Annotated in this window: 21 protein-coding genes; 19 read left to right on the top strand and 2 right to left on the bottom strand. The window is 42.8% G+C overall.

The genetic code is table 11. From position 1 onward, the window contains the following. Positions 1 to 24: 24 nt before the first annotated feature. The 13 genes from RIL182_RS14380 to pdxR all read left to right on the top strand — a co-directional run bounded on the left by RIL182_RS14380 (position 25) and on the right by pdxR (position 13151). Positions 25 to 1029 carry a helix-turn-helix domain-containing protein gene (locus RIL182_RS14380; protein WP_006859134.1) on the top strand — a complete coding sequence of 335 codons (1005 nt, stop codon included), beginning with the start codon at positions 25 to 27 and terminating at the stop codon, positions 1027 to 1029. A 126-nt stretch (positions 1030 to 1155) separates the two neighbouring features. Continuing rightward, a complete protein-coding gene (locus RIL182_RS21345; protein WP_172606719.1) occupies positions 1156 to 1305 on the top strand; it encodes a hypothetical protein in 150 nt (49 codons plus the stop codon). Between the two features lie 102 nt (positions 1306 to 1407). Then, positions 1408 to 2913 carry a transcription termination factor Rho gene (rho, locus tag RIL182_RS14370; protein ID WP_006859132.1) on the top strand — a complete coding sequence of 502 codons (1506 nt, stop codon included), beginning with the start codon at positions 1408 to 1410 and terminating at the stop codon, positions 2911 to 2913. A gap of 158 nt (positions 2914 to 3071) precedes the next feature. Beyond that, positions 3072 to 3275, top strand: a complete 204-nt coding sequence (gene rpmE, locus RIL182_RS14365; RefSeq protein WP_006859131.1) for a 50S ribosomal protein L31 — start codon at positions 3072 to 3074, stop codon at positions 3273 to 3275. A gap of 158 nt (positions 3276 to 3433) precedes the next feature. Continuing rightward, entirely contained in the window at positions 3434 to 4414 is a 981-nt protein-coding gene (locus RIL182_RS14360; RefSeq protein ID WP_172606746.1) for a DUF1385 domain-containing protein, read from the top strand. Beyond that, positions 4392 to 5237, top strand: coding sequence for a peptide chain release factor N(5)-glutamine methyltransferase (gene prmC / locus RIL182_RS14355; RefSeq protein ID WP_006859130.1), 846 nt, complete (start codon positions 4392 to 4394; stop codon positions 5235 to 5237). The genes RIL182_RS14360 and prmC overlap by 23 nt, the downstream gene beginning before the upstream one ends. Next, positions 5222 to 6295 (top strand): peptide chain release factor 1, encoded by a 1074-nt coding sequence (prfA, locus tag RIL182_RS14350; RefSeq protein ID WP_006859129.1) that lies wholly within the window; start codon positions 5222 to 5224, stop codon positions 6293 to 6295. The genes prmC and prfA overlap by 16 nt, the downstream gene beginning before the upstream one ends. A 307-nt stretch (positions 6296 to 6602) precedes the next feature. After that, positions 6603 to 6980: a hypothetical protein gene (locus RIL182_RS14345; RefSeq protein ID WP_015560294.1), complete on the top strand. Its 378-nt coding sequence runs from the start codon at positions 6603 to 6605 to the stop codon at positions 6978 to 6980. Next, the gene (locus RIL182_RS14340) at positions 6965 to 7312 is read left to right on the top strand and encodes a hypothetical protein (RefSeq protein WP_006859128.1); all 348 of its coding nucleotides are present in this window, start codon (positions 6965 to 6967) and stop codon (positions 7310 to 7312) included. The genes RIL182_RS14345 and RIL182_RS14340 overlap by 16 nt, the downstream gene beginning before the upstream one ends. 146 nt (positions 7313 to 7458) lie before the next feature. Further along, complete coding sequence (locus RIL182_RS14335) at positions 7459 to 8895, top strand: AlbA family DNA-binding domain-containing protein (RefSeq protein ID WP_044999543.1); 1437 nt, start codon at positions 7459 to 7461, stop codon at positions 8893 to 8895. Positions 8896 to 9046: 151 nt separating this feature from the next. After that, the gene (locus RIL182_RS14330; RefSeq protein ID WP_006859127.1) at positions 9047 to 10735 is read left to right on the top strand and encodes a glutamine--tRNA ligase/YqeY domain fusion protein; all 1689 of its coding nucleotides are present in this window, start codon (positions 9047 to 9049) and stop codon (positions 10733 to 10735) included. 62 nt (positions 10736 to 10797) lie between these two features. Beyond that, entirely contained in the window at positions 10798 to 11649 is an 852-nt protein-coding gene (locus RIL182_RS14325; RefSeq protein ID WP_006859126.1) for a DUF2225 domain-containing protein, read from the top strand. Between the two features lie 11 nt (positions 11650 to 11660). After that, positions 11661 to 13151, top strand: a complete 1491-nt coding sequence (gene pdxR / locus RIL182_RS14320; RefSeq protein WP_006859125.1) for a MocR-like pyridoxine biosynthesis transcription factor PdxR — start codon at positions 11661 to 11663, stop codon at positions 13149 to 13151. On the opposite strand, the gene RIL182_RS14315 is transcribed toward pdxR, so the two are convergent. Further along, on the bottom strand, positions 13144 to 13785 hold the full coding sequence (locus tag RIL182_RS14315; RefSeq protein ID WP_006859124.1) for a peptidase C39: 642 nt from the start codon (positions 13783 to 13785) through the stop codon (positions 13144 to 13146). The genes pdxR and RIL182_RS14315 overlap by 8 nt on opposite strands. Positions 13786 to 13995: 210 nt before the next feature. On the opposite strand from RIL182_RS14315, the gene RIL182_RS14310 reads away from it, so the two are divergent. The 6 genes from RIL182_RS14310 to RIL182_RS14285 all read left to right on the top strand — a co-directional run bounded on the left by RIL182_RS14310 (position 13996) and on the right by RIL182_RS14285 (position 20810). Continuing rightward, the gene (locus RIL182_RS14310; RefSeq protein ID WP_134523385.1) at positions 13996 to 15657 is read left to right on the top strand and encodes an ABC transporter substrate-binding protein; all 1662 of its coding nucleotides are present in this window, start codon (positions 13996 to 13998) and stop codon (positions 15655 to 15657) included. Positions 15658 to 15672: 15 nt separating this feature from the next. After that, positions 15673 to 16641, top strand: a complete 969-nt coding sequence (locus tag RIL182_RS14305) for an ABC transporter ATP-binding protein (protein WP_015560300.1) — start codon at positions 15673 to 15675, stop codon at positions 16639 to 16641. A 7-nt stretch (positions 16642 to 16648) separates the two neighbouring features. Beyond that, positions 16649 to 17656, top strand: coding sequence for an ABC transporter ATP-binding protein (locus RIL182_RS14300; protein WP_006859120.1), 1008 nt, complete (start codon positions 16649 to 16651; stop codon positions 17654 to 17656). 33 nt (positions 17657 to 17689) lie between these two features. Next, positions 17690 to 18637, top strand: coding sequence for an ABC transporter permease (locus RIL182_RS14295; RefSeq protein WP_015520260.1), 948 nt, complete (start codon positions 17690 to 17692; stop codon positions 18635 to 18637). 15 nt (positions 18638 to 18652) lie between these two features. After that, positions 18653 to 19528: an ABC transporter permease gene (locus RIL182_RS14290; RefSeq protein ID WP_015520261.1), complete on the top strand. Its 876-nt coding sequence runs from the start codon at positions 18653 to 18655 to the stop codon at positions 19526 to 19528. 148 nt (positions 19529 to 19676) lie between these two features. Beyond that, a complete protein-coding gene (locus RIL182_RS14285) occupies positions 19677 to 20810 on the top strand; it encodes an amidohydrolase (RefSeq protein ID WP_242655615.1) in 1134 nt (377 codons plus the stop codon). A gap of 158 nt (positions 20811 to 20968) precedes the next feature. Here RIL182_RS14285 and RIL182_RS14280 read toward each other — a convergent pair whose 3' ends face one another. Further along, a complete protein-coding gene (locus RIL182_RS14280) occupies positions 20969 to 22201 on the bottom strand; it encodes an argininosuccinate synthase (protein ID WP_006858406.1) in 1233 nt (410 codons plus the stop codon). Positions 22202 to 22569 lie beyond the last annotated feature (368 nt).

Raw genomic sequence — 22569 nt, 5'->3', positions numbered from 1 at the left:
TTGAAAAAGAAAAGAGGATGAGTTATGATTTTAGCTGAAAAAATTATGGAAGAGCGAAAAAAGAACGGATGGTCGCAGGAAGAACTGGCAGAGAAACTTTCCGTCTCCAGACAGGCGGTGTCAAAATGGGAGAGTGCCCAGTCAATACCGGATCTTCAGAGGGTGATCCAGCTGTCAGAGATTTTGGGGGTGAGTACAGACTACCTTTTAAAAGATGAATGTGAGACACCGCAGCTCATTGAGGGAGTGGAACCTTCCAACAAAGATTTTCCGTTAAAAAAGGTTTCAATGGAAGAGGCAAATGATTTTATGGAAATCCGGAAGAAAAATGCACCGAAGATCGCGGCTGCAGTTGCAGCCTGCATCGTCAGTCCGTCAGTTCTGATATTTTTGGCAGGATTATCGGAGACGCAGATTGGAAATATTTCCGAGGGTGTGGCTGTATCGGTTGGACTGGTATGCCTGTTTGGATTTGTGGCTGCAGCGGTATTTACATTTATTTTCTGCGGTATGCAGACAAAAAGATTCGAGTTTCTGGAAAACGAATGTTTTGAAACCGCCTATGGGGTAGAAGGGCTTGCAAAGGAAAAATTAAAAAATTATGAGGGAACCTTTACCGGAGGAATCGCCGTTGGCGTGGTGCTCTGCATCGTTGCGGCAATCCCGCTTTTGGTGGCAGCCTGTATGGATGCGCCGGATGTTGTATGTACCAGCTTTGTATCGCTGCTTTTAATTCTGGTAGCATGTGGCGTGTATATGATAATCCGTGTCGGTATGATAAAAGGAAGTTATGATATTCTTTTGCAGGAGGGAGATTATACTATTTCAGAAAAGAAACTGAAAAAGAAGTTAGATGCATTTAGCGGAGCTTACTGGTGTATTGCCACTGCAATTTATCTGGGATGGAGTTTCTGGACAATGCGTTGGGATTTTACATGGATCATCTGGCCGGTGGCAGGGGTACTTTTTGCTGCGGTATCAGGCATTTTTCGTGCAGTTATGCAAAATGAAAAGAAAAAAATAGAATGAAATACGGATACAGGGCTTTATTTCTTGCAGTTTTCATTCTGATGTCATCTGCCTGTGTAAATGGATTAATCTACAATAAAGAGGTATTTGACAAAGCCGGTTTTACAGACACGCCGAAATTGATCGATGAGTTTCTGGGCATTAAAGGCAGATTTTACTGTTTCCGGTTATTACAGTGTATATTATTATATGCAGGAACAGGGATTTGAACATTTTCGTAGTATCTGCTTTTTTGCGATTAGGGAGAAAAATCAAGAATTAGGACTTCCTATTTAGAAAAAGATGTAGTATAATAGCCACATCGAAAAATTCAATTGTCACATCAGACATCATTTCCGCAGACGATTCCAACAGGTGAAAAAAGTAAGGAGTTTATGAATGAGAGAAAAATATGAGAGTTTATCATTAGTCGTTTTGCGTGATCTGGCAAAGGCACGGGGACTGAAGAATATTTCTTCCATGAAGAAGAGCGATTTGGTCAATCGTATGCTTGAAGAAGATGCACGCAAACAAAAAGAGACGGAGAGTATGCAGACGCAGGAAGAGCGCGGGGAGCGTGTGAAAGCAAAAGAGGGCACAGAGCGTTCGAAAGATCATGCACAGCCGAAAGAATATTCCAGAAAAAGGACGGAATATGTACCAAGGGAACGCGGAACAGATGCAGATCGTCAGACAAAAGAAAAGGCAGAAGAGCCGGTAGAAACACAGGAAAATCAGACGGCATCTGCAGCGGCAGATGATACCATGATGAGTCTTGACAGTGGAATTACGGCAAATGGTATTTTAGAGGTTATGCCGGATGGATACGGATTTATCCGCTGTGAGAATTATCTTCCGGGTGAGCATGATGTGTATGTTTCACCATCACAGATCCGAAAGTTTAATTTAAAAACGGGAGATATTGTCTGTGGTAATACAAGAATCAAGACACAGCAGGAAAAGTTTTCGGCACTTTTATATGTGACTACAATTAACGGCTATCACCCGAGTGTAGCCCAGAAGAGAAAAAGTTTTGAAGATCTGACACCGATTTTTCCGAATGAGAGGATACGTTTAGAACGCCCGGGATGCAGTGTTGCGATGCGTATTGTAGATCTTGTTTCCCCAATCGGTAAGGGACAGCGTGGTATGATCGTTTCCCAGCCTAAGGCAGGAAAAACAACACTTTTAAAAGAAATCGCCAAATCAGTAACATCAGGAAATCCGAATATGCACCTGATCATCCTTCTGATCGATGAGAGACCGGAGGAGGTTACAGATATCAAGGAAGCCATTGCGGGCGATAATGTTGAGGTAATTTACTCTACTTTTGATGAACTCCCGGAACATCACAAACGTGTATCGGAGATGGTGCTTGGCCGTGCAAAACGTCTGGTAGAGCACGGCAAAGATGTCATGATCCTTCTTGACAGTATCACAAGACTTGCAAGGGCATATAACCTTACGGTTCCACCAAGTGGACGTACCTTATCCGGAGGTCTTGATCCGGCGGCACTCCATATGCCAAAAAGATTCTTTGGTGCAGCGAGAAATATGCGTGAGGGAGGAAGCCTTACAATCCTTGCGACAGCGCTGGTTGATACCGGAAGCAAGATGGATGATGTTGTATTTGAGGAATTTAAGGGAACCGGTAACATGGAACTCGTGCTCGACAGAAAACTTTCGGAAAAGCGTGTATTCCCGGCAATCGATATCGTGAAATCGGGAACCAGAAGAGAAGATCTGCTGCTTGATTCCGAAGAACAGGAAGCAGTTGACATCATGCGAAAAGCAATCAATGGAATGCGCAAAGATGATGCCGTGGAGAATATTTTGAATATGTTTGCACGCACCAAAAATAATCGCGAATATATTAATATGGTAAAAAAGAACAGAATTATTTAAAAATATCTTGATTTTTTTGAAATCGTATGTTACACTGATTAAGCTGTTTATCGGGACTTTCCTTTGGAGTAAGTACCATATGCGGATCGGGCATACGGGTATAAAAGGATTGAACAGGCGAAACTAAATAACGATAAGAACATAAAGAGGTGAAAATCATGAGAGAAGGAATCCATCCAGATTATTATCAGGCAACAGTTACATGTAACTGCGGTAACACATTCGTAACAGGTTCTACAAAAGAGGATATCCACGTAGAAATTTGTTCCAAATGCCATCCGTTCTACACAGGACAGCAGAAATCTGCAAGAACTGACGGACGTATCGATAAGTTCAACAAGAAGTACGGCATTAACAAATAGTACGCAAGTGAACATGGTTAAAGATAAGGTTGAGGTTTATTTAATCTCAACCTTTTTTTAGAGCGTCGGATGATTTTATTCGTTAATTTCGTGAAAACCGACAGGAATGGAAAACAGTGTGAAAATCTTCTTTTTCACACATAAGAATGGAGATTAACATGAGATATTCCGGGATTGGCGGACAGGCAGTCATGGAAGGTGTGATGATGAAAAATCAGGAAAAATACGCCGTAGCTGTCAGAAAGCCAGATGGGGAAATTGCACTTGAGGTTTCCGAATATAAAGGTATTATAAAAAATAAGAAAATCAGAAACATGCCGATCTTACGCGGTGTGTTCAGTTTTATAGAGTCGTTGTACCTGGGTGTTGCAACGTTGACGTTTTCCGCTTCTTTTTTTGAGGAAGAAGAAACGGACCAGAAAGAAAAGACAAAGAAACAGCGTGAGAAAAAAGTATTGACAGAAGAGCAGCAGAAAAGACAGGACAGCCTGATGATGGGGGGGACGGTTGCATTTTCCATTGTTCTTGCTGTCGCGATATTTATGATTCTTCCATATTATATATCTGTATTTTTTCAGAAGTTTACAGATTCCTATATGCTGATCGCTGTTTTAGAGGGGCTGATCCGTCTGGCAATTTTTATCGGGTATGTGGCAGCGATTTCGCTGATGCCTGATATTAAACGGGTTTACATGTATCATGGTGCGGAGCATAAGTGCATTAACTGTATTGAACATGGGATGGATCTTACGGTGGAGAACGTGAGAAAGAGTTCCAGATTACATAAGCGTTGTGGAACCAGTTTCCTGCTGATCGTTATGATCATCAGTATTTTCTTTTTTATGTTCATCCATGTGGATTCAAGAGTGTTAAGACTGGTACTTCGTCTTGTGCTGATCCCGGTGATCGCGGGTGTGTCTTTTGAATTTATAAGACTTGCAGGACGCAGCGATAATGCGCTTATTAATCTGCTCAGTAAACCGGGACTTCTGCTGCAGCATATCACGACGAAGGAGCCGGAGGATGATATGATCGAGGTGGGGATTGCATCTGTGGAAGCTGTGTTTGACTGGAAGACTTATGTGGAAGAAATAAGACAAGAGGACAGTAGAGAACATGACATATCGGGAAGCAATTAATCTCGGCGAAAAGGTTTTAAATATGGCAGATGTGGCAGATGCAAAAATTGATGCATGGCTGCTTTTGGAGATGGTCTGCAAGATCGACCGCAGCTTTTATTATCTGCATATGGAGGATGAGGTCGCTGAGGAACAGTTAAGTGAATATGAGATTGCATTGCGCAAACGTGCAGAACATGTGCCGTTACAATATATTGTCGGTGAAGCAGAGTTTATGGGATTGAAATTTAAGGTCAATTCCAATGTGCTGATTCCGAGACAGGATACGGAGACTCTGGTGGAAGAAGCATTAAAAGTCGTAAAACCGGGAATGAAAGTACTTGATTTGTGCACCGGTTCCGGCTGTATTATTGTCAGTATTGTGCATAATGTACCGGAGGTGGAAGGGACAGCGACGGATATTTCCAAACAGGCACTTCTTGTGGCAAAGGAAAATGCAAAGCTGAACCAGGTTTCGGTCACGTTTGAGCGCAGTGATCTGTTTGACAATGTGACAGGGACATATGATGTGATCGTTTCAAACCCGCCTTATATAAGAACCGGGGAAGTGGTAAAACTCATGCCGGAGGTGCAGGAGTTTGAACCGATGGAGGCTTTAGACGGCAAAGAGGACGGTTTATATTTTTATAGAAAGATTATCAAAGAATGTAAGGCATATCTGAAACCGGGAGGACACATTTTGTTTGAAATCGGTTACGATCAGGGCGAAGCAGTGTCCGGGCTTTTAAAAGAAGCTGGATTTAAAAATGTGACGGTTATCAAAGATTTGGCACACAATGATCGTGTTGTGACAGGAATGGAGGATATATGTTTGATAAATTAGAGGATTTACTGATCCGTTTTGAGGAATTAATGAGTGAATTAAGTGAGCCGGATGTGGCAAATGATCCGGTGCGTTTCCGTAAGCTGATGAAAGAGCAGAGTGACCTGACTCCGATCGTAAATGCATATAAGGAATATAAACAGTGCAAACAGAACATCGAGGATTCCCTTGCTTTGCTTGAGGAAGAGTCTGATGAGGAGATGCGTGAACTTGCGAAAGAAGAGTTAAACGATTCTAAGGCAAGAGTGGAAGAGTTGGAAAAAGAGTTAAAGATCTTATTACTTCCGAAAGACCCGAACGATGACAAGAACGTTATCGTTGAGATCCGCGCAGGCGCCGGCGGTGACGAGGCTGCTTTATTTGCTGCTGAAATTTATCGTATGTATCTGCATTATGCAGAAAGCAGAAACTGGAAGACGGAGATCATGGAAGCAGATGAAACCGGCATCGGCGGTATGAAGAGTGTTACTTTTATGCTGAGCGGACAGGGAGCCTACTCCGTTATGAAATATGAGTCCGGTGTACACCGTGTACAGCGTGTCCCGGAGACAGAGTCCGGCGGACGTATCCATACTTCCACTATCACAGTTGCAGTGATGCCGGAGGCTGAGGAAGTGGATGTGCAGATCGATGACAAAGATATCCGTATCGATGTCTGCCGTGCATCCGGTGCCGGTGGCCAGTGTGTCAATACGACAGACTCTGCCGTGCGTCTGACACATATCCCGACCGGAATCGTGATCTACAGCCAGACGGAAAAATCACAGATCCAGAATAAGGCAAAAGCGTTCGCCCTGCTGCGTACCAAATTATACGACTTAGAGCAGCAGAAAGCCCACGATGCGGAAGCAGAGCTTCGTAAGAGTCAGGTCGGAACAGGAGACCGTTCTGAGAAGATCCGTACCTACAACTTCCCACAGGGACGTGTGACGGATCACAGAATCAATCTTACACTGTACAAACTCGATAAGATCATGAACGGAGATATCCAGGAGATCATTGACGCATGTATCGCAGCAGACCAGGCAGCGAAGCTGGCGAAGATGAATGAGAATTAAGGATAGATGTTGTAAATATAGTTGGTATTTTCCGCCAGTTAGAGAATTATCAGAGTAAATTATAATATGATTAGAGTGGAGCAGAGTCAGTCGGAAGGCTGGCTCTGATTTTTGCCCTTTTTTGCAGACTGGTGTGAATAACGGTGTAGTTTATGTAACTTTCTACGAAGATTTCATTGTTTCTGATGTTTAAATGGAAAATGTAAAAATGTTCTTGATATGAGAACTGGAGTATGATATTTTATAAATAGAACGTGCGTTCGTGTTCGAGAATAGGGGAAACATAATTGACGAGTGGGGGAAGATAATGAAAATTGAAAACATTATGAAAATGTTAGAAGTGTTTTGGCCAATTGCTATTGCAATTTATGGTTTTTTTATTTACAAATTTATTCCATATATGAAAACAAAAATTTTTATAAATGAATATCATAATTTTGAAGAATCATTTTTTTTGATGGAATACGAATTAGTAGGAACTATTGTAGCACAGGTATTGGTTATATTTTTAATTGTAGCATTTGGAAAATCGACGTGGTCTAATATTATAATAAATGAATATTTTTTTGCTTTAAGTGTCATTGGATTAATATATAGTTTTGGTATAAGTTTAATTGTAAAATTAAAAACAAAAAAACAAAAAAACAAAAAAAGAAATATGTCGTCAATATGTTTTTTGGAATAGTGGTTTACTTTGTAATTTCAATGCAAGGTTTAGCAATCTTAAAAAATTTATATAACAAACAGTATGATAGAGATATTTATTTTGTAGTTATTAGTTGCATTATTCTTCAAGTTTTGGCAAATATTAAGGCTGAAAAAGTACGGAATGTAAAGTATATAGTTATAACACAAAAAGAAACATATAAAACATTATTTGAACCAGTAAAAAGAGGAAAGTATTATTTTATAAGGATTACAGATAAAAATGAAGTTGAGAAGAAAAGAGTACAGATAGCAGAAGAAAGAATTGAGAAAATAGAGTATATTATTGAAAAAGTAGAAGAGCATGAATAATAGAATGGTAACAAAAACATAGTGAAATTGAATGATATAGACTATGTAGAGATATCAGATATATTAGGAGAAGTTATGATACTATTAGCTAAATGATTTAAGGAAAGTCAGTGTAATGGATTTTGTCTTGGAAAGGTGGTATGCGTATGACAGCAGACGAGTTGAAAAAGATAATTCAGTCCGGCGAAAAAATAGATGTGGAATTCAAACAGTCAGAAAATGATCTGACAAAGGATGTGTATCAATCGGTCTGTTCGTTTAATAACCGCAATGGAGGACATATTGTTCTTGGTGTAGTTGATAAGACAAAAGAGATTCGGGGTGTTAATTTCCAAAAAGTAGATAAGATACTCAAAGATTTTACGACATCTATTAATAATGCAAATAAGCTGAATCCACCGATGTATCTTACACCAGAGGTTTTTGAGATAGATGGAAAGATACTTGTCTATATCTGGGTGCCTGAGGGAACACAGCTTAGACGTTTGAATGGCAGAATCTGGGATAGAACACATGAAGGTGATATTGATATAACAGACAATGCAGAATTAGTGTATAAGATGTATGCGAGAAAGCAGAGCACTTATTTTGTGAATAAAGTTTATCCAAGACTTGGACTGGAGTATCTTGATCTTGACGTGATCCGAAGAGCGAAGCAGATGGCACTTTCAAGAGTAGACAATCACCCATGGGCAAATATGGATGAGAAAGAAATACTTAGAAGCACAGGACTTATTCTGACTGACCCGGATACGGGAAAGGAAGGAATAACACTTGCTGCGATTCTATTATTTGGAAAAGATAATACGATTATGTCTGTGTTGCCACAATATAAGACAGACGCTATTTATCGTGTGAAAAATCTGGACCGCTATGATGACCGCGAAGTTATTATCACGAATTTAATAGATAGCTACCGCAGATTGATGGATTTTGGAAAAAAACATTTGAATGATACTTTTGTGTTGGATGGAGATCAGAGCGTGAGTGCTAGAGATAAGATTTTGCGTGAAATTATATCAAATATTCTGGCACATCGGGATTATTCCAATGCATATACGGCACAATTTGTGATTGAAAGTAACCGAATCTATACGAAAAACAGTAATCTTCCACATGGTCATGGAGAACTGAAATTGAATCAGTTTGAGCCATTTCCAAAGAACCCGCCGATTTCGAAAGTGTTTCGGGAAATTGGATATGCGGATGAATTGGGCTCTGGGATGAGAAATACGAATAAATATACGAAATTATACTCTGGTGGAACCCCCATTTTTTTGGAAGACAATATTTTTCAAATAGTGATACCGATGGAATCCGTTGCTGATTTGCAAGTTGGACCAGACAACGTTAAAAAGGTGACTGAAAAGGTGACTGAAAAGGTGACTGAAAAGGTGACTGAAAAAGAGCAGGAGGTTCTTGCATTGCTATTAGAGAATGCAAATTATACCATGCCTCAACTTGCAGAAAAATTAAAGATAAGCAGAAAAACAATAGCGGTGCGGTTGAAGTCATTGAAGGAAAAAAATGTGATAGAACGAGTGGGATCAGACAGAAAAGGTTATTGGAAAATAAATAAATGATACAGAAAAGTTTATATCAGGGGAACAAATCGAACGAAAAAATATTTTCTTACCCAAAACCGCTAATTCATGCTATATTATACTTGCACCCAGACGGTGTATCATGTATGATATAGCATGAGTTGCTTTATTTAAGAGGAGGACAGACATCATGGAAAACGAGAATGTCTCAAAGAATTTTATTGAACAGTTTATTGATCAGGATATAGAGGAAGGACATTGCAAAACCGTCCATACAAGATTTCCACCGGAGCCAAACGGATATCTTCATATCGGACATGCCAAGTCCATACTTTTAAATTCAGGTCTTGCGCAGAAATACAATGGAAAATTTAATTTAAGATTTGACGATACGAACCCGACAAAAGAGAAGACAGAGTTTGTTGAGGCAATCAAAGAGGATATCAAATGGCTTGGTGCTGACTGGGAGGACAGACTGTTCTTCGCGTCCGACTATTTTGATCAGATGTATGAAGCAGCAGTAAAGCTGATCAAAAAAGGAAAAGCATACGTTTCTGATCTGAGTGCAGATGAGATCCGTGAGTACCGCGGTACACTGACAGAACCGGGAAAAGAAGATCCTGCGGGCAGCAGAAGTGTGGAAGAGAATCTTGCTTTATTTGAAGATATGAAAAACGGTAAATTTGCCGACGGAGAGAAAGTGCTCCGCGCAAGAATCGATATGACATCTTCAAACATCAATATGAGAGATCCGGTTATTTACCGTGTGGCGCATATGACACACCACAGAACCGGAGACAAATGGTGCATTTATCCGATGTACGATTTTGCACATCCATTAGAGGATGCCATTGAGGGAATTACCCATTCGATCTGTACACTCGAGTTTGAGGATCACAGACCGCTGTACAACTGGGTGATCGATGAGGTTGGCAAAGATATGATTCCGGATAAGGATGAGATGCCGCCGAGACAGATCGAGTTTGCAAAATTATATTTAACAAACGTAGTGACAGGAAAAAGATATATCAAGCGTCTTGTGGAGGAAGGTATCGTAGACGGATGGGATGATCCACGCCTTGTATCGATTGCTGCACTCCGCAGAAGAGGATTTACACCGGAATCTTTAAAAATGTTTGTGGAACTCTGCGGTATTTCCAAGGCAAACAGCTCTGTGGATTATGCCATGTTAGAGTACTGTATCCGTGAAGATTTAAAGATGAAACGTCCCCGTATGATGGCGATCTTAGATCCGGTCAAAGTTGTGATCGACAACTATCCGGAGGGAGAGACAGAGTATCTTGAGGTAGTCAATAACCTTGAAAATGAGGAACTTGGTGTGCGTAAAGTTCCATTTTCACGCGAACTTTATATTGACCGTGAAGACTTTATGGAAGAGCCGCCAAAGAAATATTTCCGTATGTTTCCGGGCAACGAAGTACGTCTGATGAACGCATACTTTGTGACCTGCAACAGTTTCGTAAAAGATGAAAATGGCGTGGTGACGGAGATCCACTGTACTTATGATCCGGCATCTAAAGGTGGAAACAGCCCGGACGGACGAAAAGTAAAAGGAACCATCCAGTGGGTATCTGCAGCACAGGCAGTTCCGGCTGAAATTCGTCTCTATGAAAACATTGTAGATGAGGAAAAAGGAGTGTATAATGAGGACGGAAGTCTGAATCTGAATCCAAATTCCCTCACTGTTTTAAAAAACTGTGTTGTTGAGGAAAATTTAAAAGATGCAAAAGCATATGACAGTTTCCAGTTCGTAAGACAGGGATTTTTCTGTGTGGATGCGAAAGATTCGACCGCAGATCATCTGGTATTTAACCGGATCGTTTCACTTAAGAGCTCATTTAAACTGCCTAATGCATAGCATTGTAATGATTTGCATTTTTGCCCTGAAACGGGCGTAACAGGAAAGGATATGAAATACAAATGAATTTATTTGCAGGATTGGAAAAATTTGGTATTAAAGCAGATAACACAACGGATCTGTTTGAGGATGAAAAAAAGCCGGCAGCATCCGCTGATGGTGGAAAAACAGAGGCTGCTCCGACAGAGGACAGTTTTCTGTTAGACAAGGCAATCCGTTGTACTGTCTGTGACAAGGTATTTAAGACAAAAATGATCAAGAACGGACGAATCAAACGTTTAGAGCCGGATCTGGATCTGCGTCCGCGTTTCGAATACATTGACACTTTAAAATATGATGTGGCATCCTGCCCGTATTGCGGATATACAGCGATGAACCGTTATTTCGAGCATGTGACATCAGGACAGATCAAACTGATCAAGGAACAGGTTTGTGCCAATTTCAAACCAACAGGTTCCGATGAACCTGCCGTCTTAGACTATGATCAGGCAATCGAGCGTTATAAGCTTGCACTTTTCAATACGATCGTCAAAAAAGGAAAGACCAGTGAGAAGGCCTATTCATGTTTAAAACTTTCCTGGCTGTATCGTGGGAAGGCAGAGGAGTTAAAAGGAACAGATCCGGAGACCTTAGAGAAGAAAAAAGAGGCAAAAGAGCAGGAAGAGGCATTTTACCAGCAGGCATATGAGGGATTTATGAAAGCAATGTCTACAGAGATGTTTCCAATGTGTGGAATGGATCAGTGTACCGTAGATTATCTTCTTGCGGCAATGGCATATCATTTCAAAAAATATGATGTGGCTTCTAAGTGTATTTCAAGAATCCAGGCTACACCTTCTGCATCGAAAAAGATGAAAGACCGTGCATATGATTTAAAAGAAAAGATCGTGGCAGAGATCAAAAACAGCAAATAGGCAAAATTATTATGATTGAAATAATGATTGATTTACAGGGGGGAGCGAAAGCTCCCCTCTATGAAAAAATATACGAATATATCAAACGGGATGTCATTGAGGGAAAAATTCCTGTTGGGGAAAAGCTTCCGTCGACAAGACTTTTGGCAAAGCATTTGTCGGTAAGCAGAAGTACCGTCGAAATGGCATATGAACAGCTCCTTGCAGAGGGATACATCAAAGCAGAACCTTGCAGGGGTTTTTTTGTGTGTGATATTACAGAGCTGTATGAGTTTGGGCATATAGAAAAAGATTTCAAACATACATTTACATTTGGAAAAAAAGAGCAGGAAGAGACAGCTTGCAGCCATGTTATTGATTTTTCCCCATATGCAATCGATACCATGCATTTCCCATATAATGTGTGGAGAAAATTAAACAAAAATGCACTGTTAGATGACAGGGAAGAATTGCTGTTATCCGGGGATGGACAGGGGGACTATGGGCTTCGAAAGGCGATTGCAGCATATCTGCATCAGGCGCGAGGTGTGAACTGTCAGCCCGATCAGCTGATCATCGGAGCAGGAAATGAATATCTTGAGATTTTACTGACACAGATTTTAGGAAGAAATAAGCGGGTTCTCATGGAAAATCCAACTTATTTGCAGGCATATCATACATTTTTAAATATGGGATATCAGATGACGCTTGTTTCGGTGGAAGAAGATGGAATAGATCCACAAAAGGTCAGAAATTATGATCCGGATGTTGTCTATATCATGCCTTCCCATCAGTTCCCTCTTGGAACGGTCATGCCGTTAAAACAAAGGCTGGAATTGTTGAAATGGGCATTGGAGAAAGAGGAACGCTATCTGATCGAGGACGATCACGACAGTGAGTACCGTTACCGTGGAAAGCCGATCCCGTCGCTGCAAAGCGTGGATCATTTTGAAAAAGTGATTTATATTGGAACTTTTTCTAAGAGCATTGCGCCGTCACTTCGAATCAGTTATATGGTGCTTCCACCGGAATTGTTAAAACGTTATCATGAAAAATGTGGATTTTATTCTACGACCGTTCCCAAAATTCAGCAGGAGATACTGCGTGCCTTTATTGAAGAGGGACATTTTGAACGTCATTTGAATAAGATGAGGGGGATCTACCGTGCAAAACATGATTTCCTGCTTGCAGAGTTAAAAAAGAGAAGCTGGGTAGAAAAAATTTACGGAGATCATGCAGGACTGCATGTTTTAGTACAGGTAAATACTGAAAAAAAAGAAACAGAGATATGTGATCTGGCGGAAAAACAAGGAATCCGTATCTATGGAATCAGTGAATATGTTGTACGGAAATCGGAGCAGAGCTGTAATGAAACTGTGAGAAATAAAAATGCTTCCATAGAAAGTGAAAAAAACAATTTTGCCGGAACTGTACCACATAAACCGATTCTTTTACTTGGCTATGGAAGACTGGGTGAAGATGAGATCCAGAAAGGTCTTTTGATATTAGATACTATTATATGATATATTCAATACTGTTTTCCGGTGTTTTTCGGGTGTTTGTATTGAACAGGATCACTGCTTCTCGTTCCTTATATGGTCCCATTTCATAAAAACCGACGCCGGTGCCGGAAAGCCGTGTGATGGAGATCAGGCGGTTGGCACGTTTTGGCTGATCTGTGATAAAGGTGATGCCTTCCTCAAAGAATTCTTTGTCGAGTTCCGGATCATCCGGTTCTTCATAATAAGGATCGAACACATAGATATCACTGCCCGAAATACCGGTCAGAAGAATATAATGAGGAACTTCCAGGTAAACACGCAGCAAAACGGCACCGCCCTGCTGTAAGGCACCGATAATGCGGCTGTTTTCAGAGAGTACAACCTCGTCCTTAGCGAGAAAATTGCAGGAGATCGGGAAGTTTTTTACCTGTCCGAACTGTGTGAGCCAGTTGCTCAAAAACATCATGGCAGATGCGGATGTACCGCGTTTTCCAACTTCGCCTGCTTCATTATAAGAATCAAGACAATAGAGCATAATATATTTGACGATATCCGGGTAAATTTCTTCGCGGTCAAAGAGATAGCGGATGGCATTTGTCAGTGTGGTCGGACCGCAGTCATATTCGGTGGATTGGTAAATTAGCAGATTCTTCATGTGTATTGCCTCTTTTCTTTATTCTAAGCAATACTATAATCAGCCATGAATTTTTTGTCAATCTTTCAACAAAAAAGGATTGACAATTTAAAACATAGAAAATATAATTTACCTAATTCCTAGTGGATTACTAGAAATAATATGCGAAAAGTACTATTATATATGCTAAAAGCGGGCATACGGGAGTTTTTCGCAGAAAGTGAGGAAATTATGAGAAAAGAAAGAAGATGGAAAAAGGTCCTGTCAGCACTGGTGCTCGCAGCTGCGATGGGAGTTACGGCTGTTGGATGTGGAACTTCCGGCGGCAATACAGGCAGTCAGCCGCAGGGGGAAAATGCGGCGGCAACAGAGACAGCAGAGGTTTCGGATGATATTGTAAATATCGGTGTGACCAATACACTTGGAACGTTAAATCCGCTTTTGATGGATGGCGGAGAGACCAATAAATATGCGACCAGCCTGATGTTTCTTCCACTGGTAGAATTAAATTCGAATCTGGAATTTGAGGGAGAAATCGCGGATTCTGTTACGACGGAAGATAACAAAAATTTTATCGTGCATATCGATGAGAAAGCATCCTGGTCGGATGGCGAGAAGATCACGGCGGATGATGTCGTATACACGGCACTGCGCCTGACATCGCCAGTCATTGGCAATACTTCCATGATGTATTATGTATTTGAGGGTGTGGGCGATGACGGCTTTACCGAGGAGGGAGCAGAGAGCATTGATGGTATCAAAGCGATCGATGATGCGACCGTACAGTTCACCACAAAAGAGGAGATGTCTCTGACCACATTTGAGAATTCTTATGCGCGTTATCTGATGACACTTCCAAAACATGTGATCGAGCAGTACACGGAAGAAGAGTTAAAGACTGCAGAATGGTTCAATCACCCGGATGTCGTCAGCGGACCATATATGGTAACAGATTTCGATGTCGACCATTATATTTCTTATAAAGCAAATGAAAATTATTGGAAAGGTGCACCGAAGATCGCAAAACTCAATATCAAGATCGTGAGCGGCAGCCAGCTTTATGCAGGATTACAGTCCGGCGAGATTGATATTACACAGCCGACAATGAGTGTCATCCCGGAGGAAGATTATGATAGTGTTGAGGCACTTTCCAATGTAAATGTTGTATACGGAGAACCGGTGACCAACCAGTCCGTATTTATCCAGACAAAAAATGTTCCGGATGTGCGTGTGCGTCAGGCAATGTTATATGCAATCGACCGTAAGATGGTATTAGAACAGCTTTTAAAAGGAAAAGGGGAAGTTGCAGATGGATTTCTGTCTTCTGCAAGTCCTTTCTATGATGACAGTATCGTTCCGGTAGAGCAGGATGTAGAGAAAGCAAAAGAACTGTTAGCGGAAGCCGGATGGGACGGATCACAGACCTTACGCTTTTATGTGAACTCTGGTGACAGTGCATTTGTAAATGCTGCGAATGTATTTGTGGCACAGTGGGCTGCAGTCGGCATTAAAGTGGAAGTGCAGACTGTAGATTTTGCAACACTGATGTCCGTCGCAGGCACCAATGACTATGATATTTTAGCAGTACAGTACACCTATGCACCGGTTGATCCATATCCGGATGTGGCATGGCTGTTAGGCGGCGAGGACAGCTGGACCGGATACGGGGATGACAGCGTCAATGAAGCACTTGCAAAGACACAGACAACAAGTGATATGGATGAGATCAAAGGGCTTTACTCCGTTGTGGATCAGAAGGTACAGGAAGATGTTCCGATGTTCTCTGCTTATATTGTCAGCGCACAGGCTGCTGTCAACAAACGTCTTTCAAATGCCACACCAAGTGTGTACGGTTTCTTTAACAATGTGGAACAGTGGGAAATTACGAAATAAGGAACGGGAAAATCAATGTCAAAATTATTACAGGTAAATGATCTGACCACAGAGTTTACCGGGGATTTTGGGAAAAAAATCAGTGTGGATCATGTCAGTTTTGATGTCGCAGAAGGAGAGACGGTTTGTATCGTTGGTGAGTCCGGCTGTGGCAAGAGTGTGACATCACTGTCTATTATGGGATTATTAGGAAGGGGCGGAGCTGTCGTTGACGGCTCTGTCCTCTTTGCAAACAAAAATCTGCTGGATATGGATGAAAAACAGTTAGATACGATCCGCGGAAATCAGATGACGATGATTTTTCAGGATCCTTTAACATCGTTAAACCCGGTGTTTACGATCGGAAGCCAGATCACGGAGAGCATCCGGATTCATATGCATCTGCCAAAAAAAGAAGCAGGAGAGCGTGCGGTCACGATCTTAGAGAAAGTCGGTATGCCGGATGCGCGTGCTGCAATGAAAAAATATCCGCATATGCTTTCCGGCGGAATGCGTCAGCGAGTGATGATCGCGATGGCACTTTGCTGTAATCCAAAACTTTTGATCGCAGATGAGCCGACGACGGCACTTGACGTGACGATCCAGGCGCAGATCATGGAACTGATACGGGATCTGCAAAAAGAGATTGGGATGTCTGTGATCCTGATCACACACGATATCGGACTTGTGGCGCAGATGGCGGACCGTGTGTTTGTCATGTATGCGGGACAGATCATCGAGATGGCATCTGTGAAGGATCTTTTTTATCATCCGGCACATCCGTATACGAAAGCACTGCTTGATACGGTTCCGGGCATTTACGATGAGAGCGGAAGGACGCTTGCATCGATTCCGGGAATCGTACCGGAAAATTATGACCAGATTCCGGGATGCAGGTTTGCGGACCGCTGTGCATTTGCCGGGGAAGGCTGTGAAAAGAAGCAGGAGATGAGGGAGATAGAAAAGGATCATTTCGTGCGCTGCCATAAGGCTGACAGGAGTTAAAACAGGAATGGATAAAGAACTGATCAGAGTAGAGAATTTAAAAAAATATTATGATATCAAGGGCGGTATCATTACCCATACCGTCAGTCAGATACAGGCCGTGGACGGCATTGATTTTTCAATAAAAAAGGGCGAGACCCTTGGACTGGTTGGAGAATCAGGCTGTGGAAAGTCCACGATCGGCCAGCTTTTGGTGGGACTGCTCTCGCCGACTGACGGTGCGATTTATTATCATGGGGAAAAAATAGGTGGAAAATCTCTCACACGCGGTGAAAAAAAGGCACGAAAACAGGCGGGAACCAATCTTCAGATGATCTTTCAGGATTCCTATTCTTCACTCAATCCACGAAAACATATTTATGATATTTTAGCACAGCCGATGCTATATCATGGTGTATCCGATAAGAAAACGATCGATACAGACTTAAAACAGCTTCTGGATATGGTTGGTCTGCCTCAAAGTGCACTTCTAAAATACCCGCATGAATTTTCAGGTGGTCAGAGACAGCGTATCGGAATTGCAAAAGCGTTGTCCTTAAAGCCGGAGTTTATCGTGTGTGACGAACCGGTCAGTGCGCTTGATGTGTCGATCCAGGCACAGATATTAAACCTGATCCGCGACCTGCAGAACGAACTGGGACTGACGAGTCTGTTCGTCGGTCATGGGCTTGGTGCAGTCCGTTATGTCAGTGACCGGATCGCAGTCATGTATCTGGGAAAGATCGTTGAGATTGCAGATGCCGGAGAGGTATTTATGCATCCGGTACATCCGTATACAAAAGCACTGACACAGGCAGCACCGGTTGCAGATCCGGGACGGCGGGAAGAAAAGTCAGCCGTTTTGACAGGTGAGGTTGCCTCTGCAGTACATCCGCCGAAGGGATGCAGGTTTCATCCGAGATGCCCGTATGCGAGAGAAGACTGCAGTGTGAGTGAGCCGATGCTTCTGCCGATGGCGGAAAAACCGGATCATCTGGTGGCGTGTCCTTATTACGAGGGGACAGAAACTGCGTAACATACATTTTTTCATCCAGGAATGAGGAATATTATGACGAAATATATTATCAAACGTATCCTGATCGCAATTCCGGTTTTGCTCGGCATTACCGTGATCGATTATGCGATTATGTGCATGGCGGGGAGTCCGCTTGAAATGCTGCAGGGACCACGCGTCTCGGAGGCTGCTGTACAGGCAAAAGCGATAGCATTAGGGCTCGACAAACCATTTTATGTACAGTATTTTGTATGGCTGGGGCAGCTTCTGCATGGAAATATGGGATATTCCATTAAAAATTACCAGCCGGTTGCTGCTATGATCACGAGTCATCTTGGACCGACCCTGCTTCTGATGGGAGTGTCACTGCTTGTCAGCATCCTGCTTGCGGTTCCGGCAGGGATCTACAGCGCAATCCATCAGTATTCGAAAGGCGATTATACGGTGGTAACATTATCGTTCCTTGGCAGCAGTATTCCGGGATTTTTCCTTGCCATGCTCCTTATTTATCTGTTTACGGTAAAATTGGGCTGGCTGCCTTCCGGAGGAATGACGACACTTGGAACATCCGGGGGAGCGGCGGACGTGGCGGTACACATGGTTATGCCGGTCATTGTGCTTGCAGTTTCCATGGCAGGAACCAATATCCGATATATCCGCAGCGCGGTGCTTGAAATTTTACAGCAGGATTATCTGCGCACAGCGCGGGCAAAGGGAATCGGTCATTTCCTGGTCATCAATAAACATGCGCTGCGCAACGCTTTAGTTCCGATCGTGACAGTCATTGGAATGGAGATACCGGTACTGTTTGGCGGATCGATCATCGTGGAGCAGGTCTTTTCCTGGCCGGGTCTTGGACTTATGACAATGAGTGCGATCACAAACCGTGATTATCCGGTCATCATGGGCGTCTGTCTGCTCTCGGCGATCGTGGTACTGCTCGGCAATCTTCTGACGGATATTTTATATGCGGTGGTAGATCCGACGATAAAACTTCAGTAAAGAGGTTGAACTTATATGAGAAAAAAGAAAAAAGTTAATGCAAATGAAACATACATGCAGACTGTGATGCGGCGTTTCCGTGCACATCATCTTGCAAAGATCAGCCTTGTGATACTGGTGGTTGTCGGTCTGGCTGCTCTGTTTGCGCCGGTTGTTGCGCCTTATGATCCGGATGCGATCGTCGGAACTTTCAGCGGTGCACCGTGTAAGGAATTTATCCTTGGAACGGATCAGATCGGCAGGGATGTGTTCAGCAGACTTTTATACGCAACCAGAATTTCTCTGCTTGTAGGAATCCTTGCAACAGTGATCTCCACGGTAATCGGAGTGGTACTCGGTCTGATCGCGGGATATTTTGGCGGTGTGGCGGATATGATCCTGATGCGTTTTACGGATATGGTGATGTCATTTCCTTATATCCTTCTTGTGCTCGTTGCGGCTGCAATCTTTAAACCGGGTTTGTGGAGCATTATCCTGATCCTTGGATTTGTAGACTGGCCGGGTGTGGCGAGACTGGTGCGTGGAAATGTTTTAAGTCTGCGTGAAACAAATTTTGTCAAGGGAAATGTGGTGGCAGGGATGCCGCTTCGTCATATCTTATTTTCAGAAATTTTACCAAACACAGTTGCACCGATCCTCGTATATGCAACATCTGTTATGGCGATCTCCATGCTGGATGAGGCGGCTTTAAGTTTCCTTGGCATGGGTGTACAGCCGCCGATGGCAAGCCTTGGAAATATGTTAAACGGGGCGCAGTCTATCACGGTATTGACTTCACAGCCGTGGCTGTGGCTTCCACCGGGAATTATGATCGTTGTGCTGGTAGTTTCCATCAACTTTGTCGGCGATGCATTGCGTGATGCATTTGATCCATCCGGTGGACGCAGGTAGGCGGCGGATGAAAGCGAATAAAAATTTAAACCACAGAAATGATGAGAGGGATAACAGATAGAACGTTTGCGGAGCATGCAGGCGATCGTTTGTTATAATAGACGGCGTTGCGGGCAGAACGTGAGAATGTGTAGAAATGGAGAAGAGTATGGAACGAAAGGCATTAGAACAGAAACTTACCGGTTTTTTTGAGGAACTTCATATGCATCCGGAGCTGTCTTATGAGGAATATGAGACGACAGAGCGGATCAAACGGGAACTTGCGGCGGCAGGCATTGAGATTTTGCAGATACCGCTAAAGACCGGTGTGACCGCCATCGTGCGCGGCGCAAAACCGGGAAAAACTTATGGACTGCGCTGTGACATTGATGCACTGCCGATCGAGGAGGAAACCGATCTTCCCTATAAATCAAAAACTCCGGGGAAAATGCATGCCTGCGGACATGATTTTCATACGGCGGCGGTGTTTGGAGCAGCATTGCTGTTACAGGAGAGGAAAGAGGAGTTACAGGGAACTGTAAAAATTCTGTTCCAGCCGGCAGAGGAATCTTCCCATGGTGCGGAGACAGTTCTTGAAACCGGTGTGCTCTCGGATGTAACAGCAATCTTTGGACTGCATACGGCGGCATATCTTCCGGTTGGAACGCTGGGAATCCGCGCGGGCAGTGTCATGGCTGCAGTAGACCGGTTTGAGTTAAATATCACGGGAACAGGCTGCCATGGAGGACACCCGAATGAGGGCGTGGACACGATCCTGGTAGCTGCATCTGTGATACAGGCGTTCCAGAGTATTGTCGGCAGAAACTTAAATCCGTTCCATACAGGTGTTGTCAGTGTGACGAGGATTAATGGCGGCAATACCTGGAATGTGATCCCGGATAAGGTGGAACTGGAGGGTACCGTGCGTTCCATGGAAAAAGACGATCGTATCTTTATAGAAAGACGCATGCGTGAGATTGCGGAACACACAGCAGCGGCATATGGCGCAAATGCGGAATTGTTGTGGTATCCGGGGCCGCCTGCAACCGTCAATGAGAAAGCGTGGAGTGCGTTTGCACAAAAAGTGGCAGAAGAGAGTGGCTTTGAGGTTGTTCCACAGCGTAATTCGACAGGTGGAGAGGATTTTGCTTTTTATCTCGAAAAGATTCCGGGCTGTTTTATCAACGTGGGAACGGGAGTCGGTTATCCGAACCATCATCCAAAGTTTTATGCGGATGAGGCGGCACTTACACCGGCAGCAGAGTATCTTGAAAAATTGTTGGTAGAAGCACTGAGACAGTGAGAATCATAGATGTCAGAGGCACAGTCACAATCAGGTCCTTTCATGGATGGTAGAACAAGGCAGTATAAAGTAAAAAAACAGGGGCATAAGCTCCTGTTTTTTTACTTCATAGGAAATTGTCCGCTATGAATTAATAGAACCATAATCACATCCTGTGATTAGTCCTCATATTTATTTTTCTCACCGATCTCCTGCATCTTCATAGCGCGAACTTTTAATGGAAGTCCGAACAGTGTGATGAATCCGGAAGCATCGTGATGATCGTAAAGATCACCGGTTGTAAAGCTTGCGAGTGACTCACTGTACAGAGAGTATTTAGAAGTTGTTCCGGCTTTGATGATGTTGCCTTTGTATAATTTGAATTTAACTTCACCGGTTACATATTCCTGCGTGGAGGTAACGAAAGCTCTGACTGCATCACATAAAGGTGTGAACCATTTTCCTTCGTAAACGATCTGGGCAAGTTTGTTACCCATATCTTTCTTCACTTCCATGGTTGCACGGTCTAAAACGAGCTCCTCTAACTGCTGGTGAGCTTCCATTAAGATCGTTCCGCCAGGAGTCTCATATACACCGCGGGATTTCATACCAACAACACGGTTCTCTACGATATCGATGATGCCAACACCATGTTTACCGCCAAGACGGTTTAACTCACGGATGATATCGGAAACTTTCATTTCTTTTCCGTTTACGGAAGTCGGAACACCTTTCTCAAATGTCATGGTTACATATTCGCCTTCTTCCGGAGCTTTTTCCGGGGAAACACCGAGAACTAACAGGTGATCATAGTTTGGCTCACATGCAGGATCCTCTAACTCAAGGCCTTCATGGCTGATGTGCCAGATGTTACGGTCACGGCTGTAGCTTGTGTCAGCGGAGAATGGAAGATGAATACCATGTGCTTTGCAGTATTCGATTTCTGACTCACGGGAATCCATGGTCCATTTTGAATCTCTCCATGCAGCGATGATCTTTAAGTCAGGGGCAAGTGCTTTGATGCCGAGCTCGAAACGGATCTGGTCGTTTCCTTTACCGGTAGCACCGTGGCAGATTGCAGTAGCGCCTTCTTTTCTTGCAATTTCAACTAATTTCTTAGCGATCAGAGGACGTGCCATAGAGGTTCCGAGTAAGTATTTGTTTTCATAAATGGCATTTGCCTGAACACATGGCATGATGTAATCGTCACAGAATTCATCGATGATATCTACGATGTATAATTTGGAAGCTCCACAGGAGATAGCTCTTTCTTCAAGACCGTCTAACTCTTCTTCCTGACCGCAGTCGATACAGCAGCAGATAACTTCATAATCATAATTTTCCTTTAACCATGGAATAATGGCGGTGGTATCAAGTCCGCCGGAGTACGCTAAAATAACTTTTTCCTTCATGTGATACAGCCCTTTCTGTTATGTATATTTGACCCATTTGTATGCCGGATCATTAACTAAAGACAATATACAACAAAAAATGTAGAAACGCAAGTGAAAAATTATACATTCATTATTCATAAAAATACATAAAGATTATACAAAATGGAGAAAATAGTTAAGTATAATACATATTATAGGAAAAAGACAAAAAATAGTATTGCATAAAAAACAAAATGAATGTATAATTATGCAATATCGAACAGCGCACGAAAAAAGATACTTTACGACTGCGATGAGGTGTATTAATATAGGAAGAAAGATGCTTATGCAGGTATGCCTGTATACAATAATGGGCTGAAAAGTGCAGAAATCATGTGAGATAAGCA

The sequence above is a fragment of the Roseburia intestinalis L1-82 genome (assembly GCF_900537995.1).
GTDB lineage: Bacteria > Bacillota > Clostridia > Lachnospirales > Lachnospiraceae > Roseburia > Roseburia intestinalis.
The sequence above is the reverse complement of the archived record's forward strand: the minus strand, read 5'-3'. Positions and strand labels throughout refer to the sequence as shown.